The sequence below is a fragment of the Prevotella sp. khp1 genome (genome assembly GCF_900102205.1).
Taxonomy (GTDB): Bacteria; Bacteroidota; Bacteroidia; order Bacteroidales; family Bacteroidaceae; genus Prevotella; species Prevotella ruminicola.
The window spans coordinates 266,279-281,028 of sequence record NZ_FNJZ01000004.1 but is presented as its reverse complement, the minus strand read 5'-3'; the positions used below and the strand labels follow the sequence as shown (position 1 = coordinate 281,028).

17 protein-coding genes are annotated in these 14,750 nt (G+C 46.2%); 10 read left to right on the top strand and 7 right to left on the bottom strand.

Annotation, left to right across the window (positions count from 1 at the left end):
* Window position 1 precedes the first annotated feature (1 nt).
* The 5 genes from BLR73_RS12220 to BLR73_RS12200 all read left to right on the top strand — a co-directional run bounded on the left by BLR73_RS12220 (window position 2) and on the right by BLR73_RS12200 (window position 4,628).
* Window positions 2-619, top strand: coding sequence for an ExbD/TolR family protein (locus BLR73_RS12220; protein ID WP_013065030.1), 618 nt, complete (start codon window positions 2-4; stop codon window positions 617-619).
* Window positions 620-626: 7 nt separating this feature from the next.
* Window positions 627-1,292, top strand: coding sequence for an ExbD/TolR family protein (locus BLR73_RS12215; protein ID WP_013064302.1), 666 nt, complete (start codon window positions 627-629; stop codon window positions 1,290-1,292).
* A 22-nt stretch (window positions 1,293-1,314) separates the two neighbouring features.
* Window positions 1,315-2,148, top strand: coding sequence for an energy transducer TonB (locus BLR73_RS12210; protein WP_033149614.1), 834 nt, complete (start codon window positions 1,315-1,317; stop codon window positions 2,146-2,148).
* Between the two features lie 20 nt (window positions 2,149-2,168).
* Window positions 2,169-3,128 (top strand): PstS family phosphate ABC transporter substrate-binding protein, encoded by a 960-nt coding sequence (locus tag BLR73_RS12205; protein WP_033149613.1) that lies wholly within the window; start codon window positions 2,169-2,171, stop codon window positions 3,126-3,128.
* A 75-nt stretch (window positions 3,129-3,203) separates the two neighbouring features.
* Complete coding sequence (locus BLR73_RS12200; RefSeq protein ID WP_143010952.1) at window positions 3,204-4,628, top strand: tetratricopeptide repeat protein; 1,425 nt, start codon at window positions 3,204-3,206, stop codon at window positions 4,626-4,628.
* A gap of 176 nt (window positions 4,629-4,804) precedes the next feature.
* Here BLR73_RS12200 and BLR73_RS12195 read toward each other — a convergent pair whose 3' ends face one another.
* Entirely contained in the window at window positions 4,805-4,972 is a 168-nt protein-coding gene (locus tag BLR73_RS12195; RefSeq protein WP_013065171.1) for a 4Fe-4S binding protein, read from the bottom strand.
* 171 nt (window positions 4,973-5,143) lie between these two features.
* On the opposite strand from BLR73_RS12195, the gene BLR73_RS12190 reads away from it, so the two are divergent.
* Complete coding sequence (locus tag BLR73_RS12190; RefSeq protein ID WP_091862376.1) at window positions 5,144-5,851, top strand: type IX secretion/gliding motility protein PorT/SprT; 708 nt, start codon at window positions 5,144-5,146, stop codon at window positions 5,849-5,851.
* A gap of 2 nt (window positions 5,852-5,853) precedes the next feature.
* On the opposite strand, the gene BLR73_RS12185 is transcribed toward BLR73_RS12190, so the two are convergent.
* Both BLR73_RS12185 and BLR73_RS12180 read right to left on the bottom strand, forming a co-directional pair.
* Complete coding sequence (locus BLR73_RS12185; RefSeq protein ID WP_033149611.1) at window positions 5,854-6,696, bottom strand: bifunctional metallophosphatase/5'-nucleotidase; 843 nt, start codon at window positions 6,694-6,696, stop codon at window positions 5,854-5,856.
* A gap of 3 nt (window positions 6,697-6,699) precedes the next feature.
* The gene (locus tag BLR73_RS12180) at window positions 6,700-7,464 is read right to left on the bottom strand and encodes a 5'-nucleotidase C-terminal domain-containing protein (RefSeq protein ID WP_091862373.1); all 765 of its coding nucleotides are present in this window, start codon (window positions 7,462-7,464) and stop codon (window positions 6,700-6,702) included.
* Window positions 7,465-7,639: 175 nt separating this feature from the next.
* Between BLR73_RS12180 and rplS the strand changes: the two genes are divergently transcribed.
* The gene (rplS, locus tag BLR73_RS12175; protein WP_013065233.1) at window positions 7,640-7,999 is read left to right on the top strand and encodes a 50S ribosomal protein L19; all 360 of its coding nucleotides are present in this window, start codon (window positions 7,640-7,642) and stop codon (window positions 7,997-7,999) included.
* A gap of 42 nt (window positions 8,000-8,041) precedes the next feature.
* Here the strand turns inward: rplS and BLR73_RS14405 are convergent, their stop codons facing one another.
* Window positions 8,042-8,194 (bottom strand): hypothetical protein, encoded by a 153-nt coding sequence (locus tag BLR73_RS14405; protein WP_155267466.1) that lies wholly within the window; start codon window positions 8,192-8,194, stop codon window positions 8,042-8,044.
* A 70-nt stretch (window positions 8,195-8,264) separates the two neighbouring features.
* On the opposite strand from BLR73_RS14405, the gene BLR73_RS12170 reads away from it, so the two are divergent.
* From BLR73_RS12170 to BLR73_RS12160, 3 genes are read left to right on the top strand one after another with little or no spacing between them, the layout of a single operon-like run.
* Window positions 8,265-9,458, top strand: a complete 1,194-nt coding sequence (locus tag BLR73_RS12170; RefSeq protein ID WP_255397378.1) for a phosphoribosylaminoimidazolecarboxamide formyltransferase — start codon at window positions 8,265-8,267, stop codon at window positions 9,456-9,458.
* Window positions 9,459-9,500: 42 nt separating this feature from the next.
* Entirely contained in the window at window positions 9,501-9,689 is a 189-nt protein-coding gene (locus tag BLR73_RS12165) for a hypothetical protein (RefSeq protein WP_013064993.1), read from the top strand.
* 21 nt (window positions 9,690-9,710) lie between these two features.
* Window positions 9,711-10,985, top strand: a complete 1,275-nt coding sequence (locus BLR73_RS12160) for a glycosyl hydrolase 53 family protein (protein WP_091862370.1) — start codon at window positions 9,711-9,713, stop codon at window positions 10,983-10,985.
* Between the two features lie 25 nt (window positions 10,986-11,010).
* Here BLR73_RS12160 and BLR73_RS12155 read toward each other — a convergent pair whose 3' ends face one another.
* The 3 genes from BLR73_RS12155 to BLR73_RS12145 are packed head-to-tail and all read right to left on the bottom strand — an operon-like array spanning window position 11,011 to window position 14,750.
* Window positions 11,011-12,342 carry a TolC family protein gene (locus BLR73_RS12155; protein ID WP_091862367.1) on the bottom strand — a complete coding sequence of 444 codons (1,332 nt, stop codon included), beginning with the start codon at window positions 12,340-12,342 and terminating at the stop codon, window positions 11,011-11,013.
* A 6-nt stretch (window positions 12,343-12,348) separates the two neighbouring features.
* A complete protein-coding gene (locus BLR73_RS12150) occupies window positions 12,349-13,461 on the bottom strand; it encodes an efflux RND transporter periplasmic adaptor subunit (protein WP_073047393.1) in 1,113 nt (370 codons plus the stop codon).
* Window positions 13,462-13,505: 44 nt separating this feature from the next.
* Window positions 13,506-14,750 (bottom strand): ABC transporter permease, encoded by a 1,245-nt coding sequence (locus BLR73_RS12145; protein WP_033149605.1) that lies wholly within the window; start codon window positions 14,748-14,750, stop codon window positions 13,506-13,508.

Sequence of the window (14,750 nt, the reverse complement as noted above, 5' to 3'; positions counted from 1 at the left end):
AATGGCAAAAATTAAGATACAGAAAAAAGACATCTGGATTGACATGACGCCAATGTCAGACGTGATGACGCTGCTTCTGTGTTTCTTTATGTTGACTTCAACATTCTTGACACCAGAACCAGTTCAAGTCACAGCGCCTAATTCTGTGTCTGAGGTTAAGATACCAGAGCAGGATGTGCTCAACATTCTGGTAACTCCAGAGGGACGCATCTTCTGTGGTACCGAAAACAAGAACAACATGCAGGCCATGTTGGAGACCATGACAGACAAGTTTGGTATCCAGCTGAACGCCAACCAGATCAAGCACTTCCGCGAGGATGCTATGGTTGGAGCTCCAATGGCTCAGCTTGGTAACTATCTGAACCTCGATACAGAAAAGATGGGTGAGGCAATCCAGAAGCTCGGTCTGCCGCTTGATAGTATCAACGGTGGTAAGAGCGAGTTCCAGGAGTGGGTTACAGCAGCCCGCGAGGCTAACCCCGACATCAAACTCGCCATCAAGTGCGATTCTAAGACTCCTTATGCTTCAATTAAGAAGTTGATGTCAGAGCTCCAGGATATGAGCGAGAACCGTTTCCAGCTGATCACGAATCTCGATGTTAAACGTTTAAACGACTAGTAGTATTATGGCAAAAAAGAATCTATCAAAGCAGAAAAAGATGGATACCCGCGTGAACTTCACGCCAATGGTAGACATGATGATGCTTCTTATCACCTTCTTCATGCTGTGTACTACACTGGCTAAGCCGCAGGCTATGCAGCTTACCATGCCGTCAAACGACGACACCAAGCAGATGAACGAAGAGGATAAGCAGGTAACAAAGGCTTCTCACACTATCACACTCTATCTGGGTGCTAACGATAAGGTTTGGTATGTAGCTGGTCTGCCCAACTACGACGATCCTTCATGCGTAAAGCCAACCAGCTATGGTAAGGATGGTATCGAGAAAGTTCTTAACGAGCACACTACTGAAGAGGGTGTTAACCCCGTAGCCAAGATTAAGATGGCTAAGAAGGAGCTCGATGCTAAGAAGAATGAGTATAACTCAAAGATGACCGACGAGCAGTATCAGGAGGCTCTGAAGAAGCTGAAGAAGGGTGAACTGCCCTCAGGCGAGAAGGTGCCTACTATGACCGTCATCATCCGTCCTCTCAACTCAGCTACCTATGAAAATATGGTTGCTGCGCTCGACGAGATGCTCATTAGCAATATTGATAAGTATGTGATTGACAATGTCGACAAGATGAGTGACGACGATAAGGCTCTCATCGAGAAGGCAGGCGTCAAGTAACCCCTAAAATGTAGAATAGACTATGGCAAAAATAGATCTTATTGACAACAGCTGGGTCGACCTCGTATTCGAAGGTAAGAACCAGGCATACGGAGCTTATCAATTGCGCAAGAGCACAGGTACACGTAACCTGAAGGCACTGATCACAATGTTCGTTGGTTTTGCTATCATCGCAGCCATCGTCATCGCTAAGGTGTCTATCGATAATTACATTGCCTCTCGTAACGCTGCTATCGAAACCGACGTAGAGCTCGCCAGTCTGGCTGAGAAGAAGGAGGCTAAGGTAGAGCGCAAAGATGAGCCCGAAGTTGAGAAAATTGAGGTAGAGAAGGTAAAGAGCTCAGTAGCCTTCACCGTTCCTGAGATTAAGAAAGACTCTGAGGTTAAGGAAGACCAGGAGATGAAGTCACAGGAAGAACTTCAGGAAACTAACACTGCAATCGGTGCATTCGATGTAAAGGGTGACGACGATGCAGCTGGTGAGGTACTGAAGGTTAAGGAAACTATCGCAGAACCCGAGCCACCAAAGGTTGAAGAGACCAAGGTATTCGACGTGGTAGAGGAGATGCCTCAGTTCCCTGGTGGTAGCTCAGCTCTGTTCGAGTATCTGTCTAAGAATATCAAGTATCCAGTAGTAGCCGAGGAGAACGGTGTACAGGGTCGTGTAGTTGTAACCTTCGTTGTAGAACGTGATGGTTCTATCACCGACGTTAAGGTTGTAAAGAGCGTTGACCCATCACTCGACAAGGAGGCACAGCGCGTTGTTAAGTCAATGCCACACTGGATTCCTGGTAAGCAGAACGGTAGCGCAGTACGTGTAAAGTACACCGTACCTGTAACATTCCGCCTGCAGTAATTGCTCAACAAAATTTTGAAATGAACGCATTCAACAAAATATATCATTTAGTTGGATTAACACTGATATTAGGCTTGTTCCCTGGATGTGGGAACAAGCCTAATCCTGAAAAGGAGCAAGCATATCAGAAGGCTGCCAGCATACTGACGGCCGACGAAAGTTTCTTCCCCATCATCGATGAGGAACTATATTATTTTACTAATCAGACCCTCGACTCTATCACACCCGTTTACATCAACGAGCAGGATGCAGTTAAGAAGCTGATGAAACAGGAAACATGGTTGGCATTCACCACACGCGACTTTACAAAGAAAGAGCGCCAGGACCTGATTGCCCAGAAGTTCCTGCCAAGAGCCATCCCCATCGCTTACGACGGACTGGCCATTATCGTAAACAACTCAAACCCCGACTCGTGCATTACCATCAAGGATTTTGCACGTATCCTGAAGGGCGAGATTACCAAGTGGGACGAGATTTACCCACAGAACAAGCTGGGAGTCATCGACGTGGTATTCGACAATCCACTCTCGAGCACCGTTCGCTGGTGTGTTGACTCTATCCTTGGTGGCAAACAGTTTAAGGCTCCAAACATTGGAGCTGCCAAAACAAGTGCTGCCGTTATCGACTATGTTGAGAACCACCCCAACTCACTGGGTATCATCGGTTCGAACTGGCTGAACGACAAGCGCGACACCACCAACGTTACCTTTAAGAAGAATATAACAGTGATGGGCGTTTCAAAGCTCGACTCGGCAACGAAGCATAACAGCTGGAAGCCCTATCAGTACTATTTATATAATGGCAACTATCCCCTGCGCCGCACTATCTACGCCCTGCTGAACGATACCCGCAACGGTGTACCAAGCAGCTTTACACACTTTGTGCAGCTACCCAAGGGACAAAAGATTATTCTTCGCTACGGATTACTGCCACGCACAGCCAATATGAACGTTAGAGATGTAATTGTAAACAATAAATAATTTAAACCAAATTCTAATCAAAACGTCATAAAAGAGAGAACAATAAACAGAATGTAGAACTTAAAAACAGAAATTATGAAAGCAATTAAATATCTAGTTATGGGTGCGTTGCTGACAGGTTTCAGCGCCACCGCTAATGCACAGGAAGCAGAGCTCAATGCAGCTCTCGACGGTATTAAGTCAAAGGCTCCCAATGTAGCCGAGTTAGCAAAAGCTGCCTACAAGAAGAACAAGAAGGACGCTGCTGCGCTGATTAAGATTGGTCAGGCCTTCTATGCTCAGAAGGACACAGCAAATGCCCGCTTGTTTGCCAACTATGCTAACGAAGCTGGTAAGCCTAAGTATCAGTTTGCTCCTGCCTATCTGCTGTTAGGCGACATCGAGTCGGCTTACGGAACAGATGGTGGTAAGGCTGCAGGTTACTACAACCAGGCTATCACTTTCGACCCAAAGAATCCTGAGGGTTACAAGAAGTGGGCTATGGTATATCGTAAGATCAGCCCAAGTCAGGCTGCCAAGAAGCTGCAGGAAATGAAGGCTCAGTGCCCCAACGAGGATGTTGACGCTATCACAGCTCACATCTACATGCTGGCAGGTGATGAGAAGCAGGCTTACGAGAACTATGCCAAGGCTAACATCGGCAAGCTGGATAAGCTGGGACTGAACGAGTTTGTACGCGCCAGCTACTTCACTGGTCACTTCCAGGATGCACTCCGTGCTGCCGAGGCAGGTATCAAGCTCGAGCCACGTAACCCAACATTCAACCGTTTGGCTATGTTCTCAAACTACGAGCTGAAGAACTACGAGGCTGCTAAGGCTTACATCCACAAGTACTTCTTCGAGACCGATAGTGCCAAGGTATCTGAGTACGACCACTTCTACACAGCTCTGATTTATCAGGCTCTGGAGGATAAGGCTAACATGTACACGCACTATGACAAGGCTCTTGAGCTGGTTAACGATCAGTCAATGATCAAGCGCTGGGCTATCCTGAAGAGCGTATCAGACTCTTACCTGAAGGACAAGGAGTTTGAAAACGCCATCAAGTACTACGATCAGTACCTGGCTTGCAAGCCCGATGTAAACTCTGACGATATGGAAGGTGTTGCTAAGATTTATTCTAAGTACGCAGACGAGGACGAGCCCAATAAGGCAAAGCATATCGCCAAGGCTATCGAGGCTTATCGCGCTATGGCCGAGAAGTTCCCTGTACAGAGCACATACGCTGCTTACCAGTGCGCTACAATGAACAACAAGCTGGATAAGAACGGTGAGAAGGGTCTTGCTAAGCCCGACTACCAGAAGGTTGTAGAGCTGCTCGCGTCTAAGGCTGATCGCACAAAGGGCGAGGATATCATGCTGAAGTACAGCTTGCACTACCTGATGTCGAATGCATTCCTGTATGGCAAGAACAAGGCTTTGGCTAAGGAGTATGCAAACAAAATTCTGGCTATCGACCCAGAGTATCCTGCTGCTAAGCAGATTCGTGATCTGAAGTAATTCAAGCATTACAATACAAAGAAAGAGGTGTTCAGCAATGAACATCTCTTTTTTTGTGATTATTTTCCAAGTTAGAAAATGGTGTTTTCTAAGTTAGAAAACATCGGTTTCCAATAAAGAAAACAGGTGTTTCCAATAAGGAAACACCTGCTATACTTTCAATATGTCCTATCTTATTAGGGAAGGCTGATAGCCTCAGAGGGACAAACAGAAGCACAAGTACCACACTCTGTGCAGAGATCGGGGTTGATAGAATACTTCTCACCCTCAGAAATAGCCTCTACTGGGCACTCACCCTGACATGTACCGCAAGCGATGCAGTCGTCACCAATTACATATGCCATAATTCTTAATCAATTAAATTGTTAATACTGTTAATACTTACTTTTAATGATGCAAAGGTACGATAAAATTTTGTTCATACCAAACTTTAGGTAGAAAATTTAAGTAATTTATACAATGTCGAAATAAGATTTTATATAATAAGATGACCATTTTTGCGTTATTATATATGTATGAGACTTAGAATTCTATCCATCATAGCAGCACTCTGCATCGCCACAAGCTGTGTAGCCCAACGACGATACGTGATACAGCACAAGCCATATATCGACTTGCGCCCTATGCACTTTGGTATTGCAGTAGGCATGAACCTGCAAGATATTGAGTTTGAAACCGAAGCTCCAATCGTGTCCGATGCCGACCGCTGGAATACCGGATTCTCGGTAGGTGTACTGGCCGACATGCGCCTATCCAACAATCTGAACCTGCGCATAGTACCCACCATGCATTTCGGTGCCAAGCACCTGACCTTGCACAAGTTGGACGAGACAGACACGCATGGTAACCCAAGAACTGAGACACAGGACCTGAAGAATACCTATCTTTCGGTACCCGTCGACCTGAAGTTCTCGGCCCAGCGATGGAACAATATCCGCCCTTACATGCTGGCAGGTGTTAACGGCATGGTGAATCTAACCAACAAGAGTCAAGAGATAGTACAATTGCAGCGTACCGACCTGATGCTGGAAGTTGGCTTGGGATGCGATCTGTATCTACCCTTCTTCAAACTGGCACCCGAATTGAAGTTCTGCTATGGATTAGGCAACAGGATTGATAAAAGTCACGTAGCCGATATCAAGGACGACTATAAAAAAACGTATGCCAACTCGATTAAGAGCGGGCATACGAAGATGATTGTATTAACGTTCTACTTTGAATAAGCTTACTTCTCGAACGTAAGCACCATTTTGCCGATAAACACGCCGTGCTTACCGTTCTGGTCGTCAGGAATCTGCTTGCCAGTCTTATCAGGTGCGTACTCCAGTGTGGGCATGTAAGTGTGGGTATGTCCACCCAGCACCAAGTCGAGTCCCTGCACCTCGCTCATAAACTTATGATCGGGATACTCAGAAATCGCCCAACCTAAGTGTGAGAGACAGATAACCACATCGCACTTCTCGCGACGGCGCAGGATATCGATATACTTCTTAGATGTCTCAATAGGATCGAGAAACTTTACGCCCTCGCAGTTCTTATTAGCCACCAGTCCCTTCATAGGAGCACCCAGGGCATAAACACCAATCCTCAAGCCATTACGCTTCAGGATGACATAATCCTTTACCAGACCTTCGCAAGGTGTACCTGTAAAGTCATAGTTCGAACAAACTACAGGGAAATTAGCCATACGGAACAGCTTGGCCATATTCTCCAATCCAAAATCAAACTCATGATTACCGATGGTAACAGCATCGTAGCCCATCTGATTCATCAAGCCAATCTCTACCTCGCCCTTGAAGAGGGTATAGAAACCAGAGCCCTGCGAGAAATCGCCTGAGTCGAAGAACAACAGATCTGGATTCTGACGGCGCTCTTCCTTAATCATATTAATACGACGTATAAAGCCACCGCGACCTGCCAGATCCTTATTATCAAGATTCTCGTTAAGCGGCATAATGCACGAGTGGGTATCGTTGGTGTGCAGCACTACAAGCTGCTTCTTGGTTTTAGCGCTGGCAGAAACGACAGCCAGGAGCGCAACCATTATAATAAGATGAAATTTACGCATAGCTTACTGGATTTTAATACGTCCTTCAACTTTAGAATCTACTTCAACACCGCGAGCCTCGTGATCCTTGAAATAGTTCATAATCAGGAATCGGGTGTTATTACTCTTTGCTTCGGGGGCGATAATATCCCTACCCTCTTTAAGTACAGGCATACCATCATTGCCCTCAATCAGGTAATTGATAGTAGCAATACGATAATCGGCCTTGGGGTCGATTTCCTTACCATGCAGCTTACCCGACAGCAGTTTGCCATCCTCAGTGGCCACAATCTCCACGCCACGACTTACACCCTCGCCACCACGAAGAGCAATCTGGGCATACAGCGTAAGAACCTGCTCGCCTGTAAGTGTAATAAAGCAAATCTTGTTCTCGAAAGGAGCCACATCAAGCACATCGCCATAGGTTACCTTACCCTTTGTCAGGTCGGCACGTATTCCACCCATATTGTAAATACCCAATACAGGATCCTCGCCATAATCCTTACCCGACCATACCAGAATATCGGCCAGGAGATTAGAGAGATCACTCTCAGGGCGCGCTGCATGCATGTTATGTGCCACTGTACCAACAACAGGCCCCATAATACTGTCGTTTACATGCTTGTAAGGCTCAAGAAACTTCACAGCAGCCTCATCAGGATTCTGATCGTAACGACTGTCTACAATCACGCGAGTGCGCTCAATACCAGTAAGTTGGAATTGTTTGGGTGCACACGAAACCAATAATAAAGAGGCTAATGAAGCATAAAAAATATGTCTTTTATCCATCTCAACTTAATTTAATGGTGCAAAAATACAAAAAATATCCGAAATATTTCTTTGATTCCAAAAAAAAGTTGTACCTTTGCACCCGCTTTTCGGCGTAATCGCTGGCAGGAAGTTTCGTGAGGCCTGTTATGTTGCGTTGGAACGATACAACAATTTAATTACATATTAAAGTACAATGGATTTAATTAAGATTGCTGAAGAAGCATTTGCAACCGGCAAGAAGTTCCCAGAGTTCAAGGCTGGTGACACAATCACTGTCGCTTACAAAATTATCGAGGGTTCAAAGGAGCGTATCCAGCTCTATCGTGGTGTAGTAATTAAGATTGCTGGTCACGGTGACAAGAAGCGCTTCACTGTACGTAAGATGTCAGGCACCGTTGGTGTAGAGCGTATCTTCCCAATCGAGTCTCCCAACATTGAGAGCATCGAGGTTAACAAGGTAGGTAAGGTTCGCCGCGCTAAGCTTTACTATCTGCGCAAGCTCACTGGTAAGGCTGCTCGTATTAAGGAGAAGCGCCACAACGTTGGTGAATAAAAAAGAAAAAGAGGCTGCACCTAAGTGTGCGAGCCTCTTTTTTTATTCCCCATGCAGGGCGTGCTGAAAATCATCCCAACTCTGAAATCCTGCCAACAGCGCCAAACGGTCGAGTGTTTTCTTATCAGGTTTCTTCAGAATCTCCTTCTCTACTGCCTCCAACAGCTTTCGAAGCGCCAATCGTTTCTTCTCCATGTTAATAATTTAAGTTTGGTGCAAAATTACAAAATTATTTTGTACCTTTGCACACAGAAATAAAAAAAATATCGCAAAAATGAAAGAATTAGCACTCAAGTACGGATGTAATCCCAATCAGAAGCCCTCGCGCATTTTCATGACCGAGGGTGAGCTACCTATCGAAGTCATCAACGGTCGTCCTGGATATATCAATTTCCTCGACGCTTTCAATGCCTGGCAGCTTGTTAAGGAGCTGAAGGCTGCTACCGGTCTGCCTGCAGCAGCTTCGTTCAAGCACGTTAGCCCTGCCGGTGCTGCAGTTGGTCTGCCTCTGAGCGACACACTGAAGAAGATCTACTTTGTAGATGACGTGAAGGACCTTGATGAGAGCCCCATCGCTTGTGCTTATGCACGTGCCCGTGGTGCCGACCGCATGTCGAGCTATGGCGACTTTGTAGCTCTGAGCGACACCTGCGATGCTACCACCGCCAAACTGCTGAAGCGTGAGGTGAGCGATGGCGTGATTGCTCCTGATTTTACACCTGAGGCTATCGAGATACTGAAAGATAAGCGTAAGGGTACCTACAACGTAATTAAGATTGATCCTAACTACGTACCCGAGCCTATCGAGCGTAAGCAGGTATTCGGCATCACCTTCGAGCAGGGTCGTAACGAGATTAAGCTCGACGACGATGCACTCTTCGAGAACATGCCTACACAGAACAAGACCTTTACTGCCGAGGCTAAGCGCGACCTGATTATCGCACTTATCACCCTGAAGTACACTCAGAGTAACTCTGTATGCTACGTAAAAGATGGTCAGGCCATTGGTATCGGAGCTGGTCAGCAGAGCCGTATCCACTGTACCCGTCTGGCTGGTAACAAGGCAGATATCTGGTGGCTGCGCCAGCATCCAAAAGTTATGAATCTGCCTTTCATCGACAACATCCGTCGTGCTGATCGCGATAACACCATCGACGTATATATCTCAGAGGACCACGATGATGTACTGCGTGATGGCACCTGGCAGCAGTTCTTCAAGGAGAAGCCTGAGGTGCTGACAATGGAAGAAAAGAAGGCATGGATAGCTCAGAACACCAAGGTGGCTTTGGGTAGCGACGCTTTCTTCCCCTTTGGCGACAATATCGAGCGTGCTCATAAGAGCGGCGTAGAGTTTATTGCTCAGGCTGGTGGCTCTGTTCGCGACGACAATGTTATTGAGACTTGCGATAAGTATGGTATCGCAATGGCGTTTACTGGCGTACGTCTGTTCCACCATTAATCTAGTTAATCTAGATTATCTAGACCCCCTAGTTAAATAATTATGGACGATTTTCAGAACATTCTTGAAAACGGCATCAACTTCGGACGTGGAGGTGACAAGCCGAAAGACGATGGCAAGGTAAAAACCAAGGCCAAAAAGAAAAAGTATATCACTGGTGCTCATGGTAGTGGCTCTGCAAGGCAGAAAGCCAAATACCGTGAGCAACGGGCAAACAGACATAAGAAATAACTTTCTCTAAATAAGGAACTAATGAAACTACTAAAACTACTATTCGCAGCAACCCTACCACTTCTGAGCACGAGCAATACTTTTGCTCAGAAGTATGTAGGTGGCGATATTTCAGTACTGAAAAGCTACGAAGATAACAACGTAGCTTATTACAACGAGCAAGGCGCCAAGATTGACGATGTGCTGAAGTATATGAAGAGCGAAACCGTTGGATGGAATGCCCAACGCGTACGCTTATTCGTAAATCCAACTAAAAAGGCTCCTGATGGTTCGACAGATGCACAAGTTTGTCAGGATCTTGACTATGTGATTGCCCTCTGCAAGCGCATCAAAGCCGAAGGATTTGCGCTGATGCTGGATTTCCACTATAGCGACACCTGGGCCGACCCATCAAACCAATGGACGCCTGCCGCATGGGCATCGCTATCTAACGATGAGCTGAAACAGAAGATTTACGACTATACCAAAGAGTGCCTACAAAAACTGGTTGAAGCAGAAGCTACACCAGACTTTATACAAACTGGAAACGAAATATCGTATGGAATGCTTTGGGGAAAATACAACAGTAAAACTTACGTTTGCTATTCAAACTCTTCAGAATCAAACTGGACACGTTTCAAGGATCTGCTTACCCAAGCCACTAAAGCCTGCAGAGAAGTTTGTCCTAAAGCACAGATTATCATTCACTCTGAACGCTCAGGCGATGGTAATGCGCTAAAAGACTATTTTACACGCTTAGCCAATATAGATTACGATGTAATTGGTCTGTCGTACTACCCCTTCTGGCATAACTCTCTATCTACACTTGCCAGCAACCTCACAATGTTGGCAAACAATTTCTCTGATAAGAAAGTACAGATTGTAGAAACAGCCTACTACTATCAGTGGCAGCCAAAGAAGGGCGAAGGTATTGATTACGATTTCCAGAGCACTTGGGCCATTTCGCCTGAAGGCCAGGCCGCTTACACCAAGGCACTCGTCGAGGAATTAAATAAGCACAGTAATGTTAACGGACTTTATTGGTGGTTCCCTGAAGAGAACGGCAATGGTCCTGACAGTAAGGTACTAACAAGATGGGTGAATCGTGGTTTATGGGATAACGAAACACACAAAGCCCTGCCTGCGCTCTACGAGCTGAAGAACTTTGCCAACAGCAGTACCGGCATACAAGGTGTTAAGAATGGTAGATGCGAGGATTGCGCATGGTATTCGATAGATGGGAGGCGATTAGCCAGCACGCCATCCAAAAACGGCATATACATCAAGAACAAACAAAAAGTAGCTTTTCGCAAATAGAAAAGCTACTTTCTGTTTTTATGCATTAGAAGTTCAAATCCTTGCCGCGGTAGAACTCTAACAGGGCCTGCTGGTAGAGATTCTCGTATCGGGCCTGAACCAGATCCGACTCTGATTTCATATAATTATTCTTAGCCTCGTTAAACTCTGTGATGGTGGCCTTACCATTCTCGTACTTAGCCTGTACCAGATCGAAAGCATCCTTCGAACTCTTAACAGCCTCAGCAGAGCTCTGAGTCTTGGTCTGCGCATTCAGAGCATTATAGTACACCTGCTGAATCTCCTTATACAGGGTTTTCTTGGTGTTGTCGAGCTGCAGCTGTTGATTAGCCTGATCTACACGTGCACTACGAATGCGATTCCGGGTAGAGAAACGATTGAAGATGGGCACACTCAGATTTAAGCCGATATACTGGCTGAAGTTGTTCTCCAACTGCTTACCCAAGCCATCCGACTTAAGGCCAGAAGTGGTGTAGTAGTTAGTGCCCAAACCGCCACTGAGCGAGAGTGTAGGATAGTAACCTGCCTGAGCAATCTTAATGCTATGAGCAGCACCCTTCAGTTTTAACTGCTGTGAGAGAATCTCTGGTTTGATACCAAGCGCCTCTGCATAAATTTCATCAGGGGTTGATAGATTATCTAGACTTACTAGATGTTCTAGTTCTGATGGAGAGGGGCGAACGATAGTAAAGTTCTCGGGGCTAGGCAACTCAAGCAGCTGGGTAAGTGTGAGCACGGCCAGACGCATATTGTTATCTGCCTGAGTAGCAGTCAGCTTACTGTTAGCCAGAGTAGCTTTCTGCTGAGAGAGTTCAACACCACTGGCCTTACCATTATCCACAAAAGCCTGAAGTCGAGCCACCTGAGCAGAGTCGATGGCTATCTGACGATGAGCCACATCAGCCATCTCCATATCGTACAGAATCTGCACATAAGCCTGAGCCACCTGCATACGGATATCGTTCTTAGCCTTCTCCAGGTCAGCTGTAGCTGCTTCGAGATTCAGCTGATTCAGCTTAATCTGGTTGGGGATCTCGAAACCTGTGAACAAAGGTACACTTGCGCCCAACTGCAGCGATGTGCTACTGGTATTCTTGTTGGTATAGGTATTATCCATTGTCAAACCACGTCCGAACGAGAAGTTCTGACTTACACTACCGCTCAAATCAGGCAAACGCGAGTTCTTGGCAGTAGAGAGTTGAATCTCCTGCTGTCGGCACTGGTTCTGCTGCTGCTTAATGCCGATGTTATGCTCCACAGCATATTCACAGCATTCACGCAAGCCCCATGCCTTCTGGGCACTAGCAGTACCAAGGCCCAGCGAACCAATCATCAATGCAAAAACATATCTTTTCATAATCGCTTATTTTTCATTATCGTCTGTAACAATCTCTGGGCCACGTACCTTATCCTTGGCAGTTATACCCTTCTTAATCTCAATGTTCACACCGTCAGAGAGACCTGTTTCAACAAAAGTGCGATCGTAGGTTTTATTTTTGCCTTTACCTTTGATCACGTAAACAAAGGTGCTGTCGCCACTAAACTCGATGGCGCTTTCTGGGATGCAGAGCACCTTGTCGGCCTTGTCCAACACGATTTCGGCATTAGCACTGTAGCCAGAACGGATTTTTCCACCCTCTACAAGTTTTACAGCGGCCTTAATCTCAAACTGGTTGGTTCCGTTGCTCTCGATAGCCTTTGGCGAGATGTATTCCAATGCAGCATCAAACTTCAGGTCCTGCAGGGCACCAATCGTAATTTTCATATTCATGCCGTTAACCAACTGTCCTACCTCAGTCTCATCGATATTACCACGGAAAATCAAATCCTTCATATTAGCCACTGTGGCAATCGTGGTACCATCGTTAAAGGTATTCGACAGGATAACCGAATTACCCACCTTAACAGGGATATCGAGAATAACACCGCTAATGGTAGAACGGATGAGAGTTGAAGAAGCTTTAGCATTCGACTTCGACACACCATCGCGCACCACTTCGAGAGCATCCTGTGCAGCCAGCTTTTCGTGCTTGGCCTGATTCAGGCTAATCTTAACCTTATCAAACTCATCAGCACTCACCAGTTTCTGGTTAAAGAGGTTCTGCTCGCGCTCGAAATCAGTCTGAGCCTGCTTCAGGTTGATTTCAGCCAGACGGACACGCATCTCAGCACTCGACAGCTGGGCCATATCAGGAATCACCTTAACCTTAGCTATCACATCGCCAGCGTTCACATAGTCGCCAGGCTCTTTCAACAATTCTGAGATGATACCAGAGATCTGGGGTTTGATATTCACCTCGTTACGGGGCTCAATCTTACCTGTAATAATGGTGGTTTTCTGGATGCTGTCGAGCTTTGGAGTAAACTCGTTGTAAACAACTTCCTTGGGCTGGCTCTTCTGCCACAGAAACACGAATGTTCCGATGAAAATCAACGCGATAATAGCGGCGATAATCAGTTTGCTGTACTTTTTCATACTTCTTATAGTTTTTATTATTTATATTCTATTTTTTGCTAATTTTACTCGTCTCTCATTGCGTCTACCGGTTTAATGCTCATGGCTCTGGCGGCAGGGGCTAATCCAGCTAACAAGCCAAGCGAGCTTACGATAAAGGCGCAGAATATAGCCGTCCAAAAGGTCACCTGGAAGTGAATACTCACGATGCCATCTTCTGTATTGGCCATTTCGAGCATCTGCAATATCATGACGGCAAACAGGATGCCGCTCATACCTGCCACAAGCGTTAGCACAATGCTCTCGCTGATAATCTGCGATAGGATCATCTTAGGGGTAGCACCGATGGCACGACGGATACCGATCTCTGTGGTACGTTCCTTAACCGTTACCATCATGATGTTCGACACGCCTATGGCACCAGCCAAAAGGGTTCCAAGACCAACCAACCAGATGAGGATATTCACACCCTTAAACAGATTATTAATCAACTGGAACATCAGTTCGGTATTAAATACAAACACCCCTTGCTCGTCAGTAGGATCCACATAGTGCGCTCTGGCCACCGTCTCACGGATACGTGGTGTGATTTTACTCATCAGCACACCTGGGCGACCAATAGCAGCAATGACGTCAACGGCGTTACCACGATTAAAGGCAGCCTTCATCATCGTGATGGGAATGGTGACTCTTTCTTCTGATCGACCACCAATAGAAATACCGCCTGCACTATAATCGACACCCACTACCTCGTAATAGGTGGAATCCACACGTATTTTCTTTCCGCAAGGGTCGCCACCTTCCTTAAACAAGTCCTTGTAGATTTTTTTACCAATCACACACACCTTGCGCTGTTCCTGTATGTCCATCTCGTTGATGAAACGACCGTAGTACATCTTTGGTGCGATGATTTTCACCATCTCAGGCACGGCACCCTGCATATTAGGTGTGGTCTTCTGGTCGCCATAGTAGGCCGTCGAGCCACGTCCCATCAGGATAGGAGCCACAGCTTCCAGTTCAGGAATCTGCTGTTTCAGGCGTTCCACATCCTTATAATCCATATACCAGCTACGCCCTTTACGGAACCCTTTATAGGGTTTCGAGGTCTGCTCGGCACCAACAATCACGGTATTCTGCGCAAAGCCTTCGAAATTGCTATACAACTTCTCCTTCACGCCCTTTCCGCCTCCCATCAGGGCAACAAGCATAAACACGCCCCAGAACACACCGAAACCGGTGAGGAACGAACGCGACTTGTTTCGCGTCAGCGTGTCGATGATTTCTCTGTATGAATCAATATCTATTCTCAT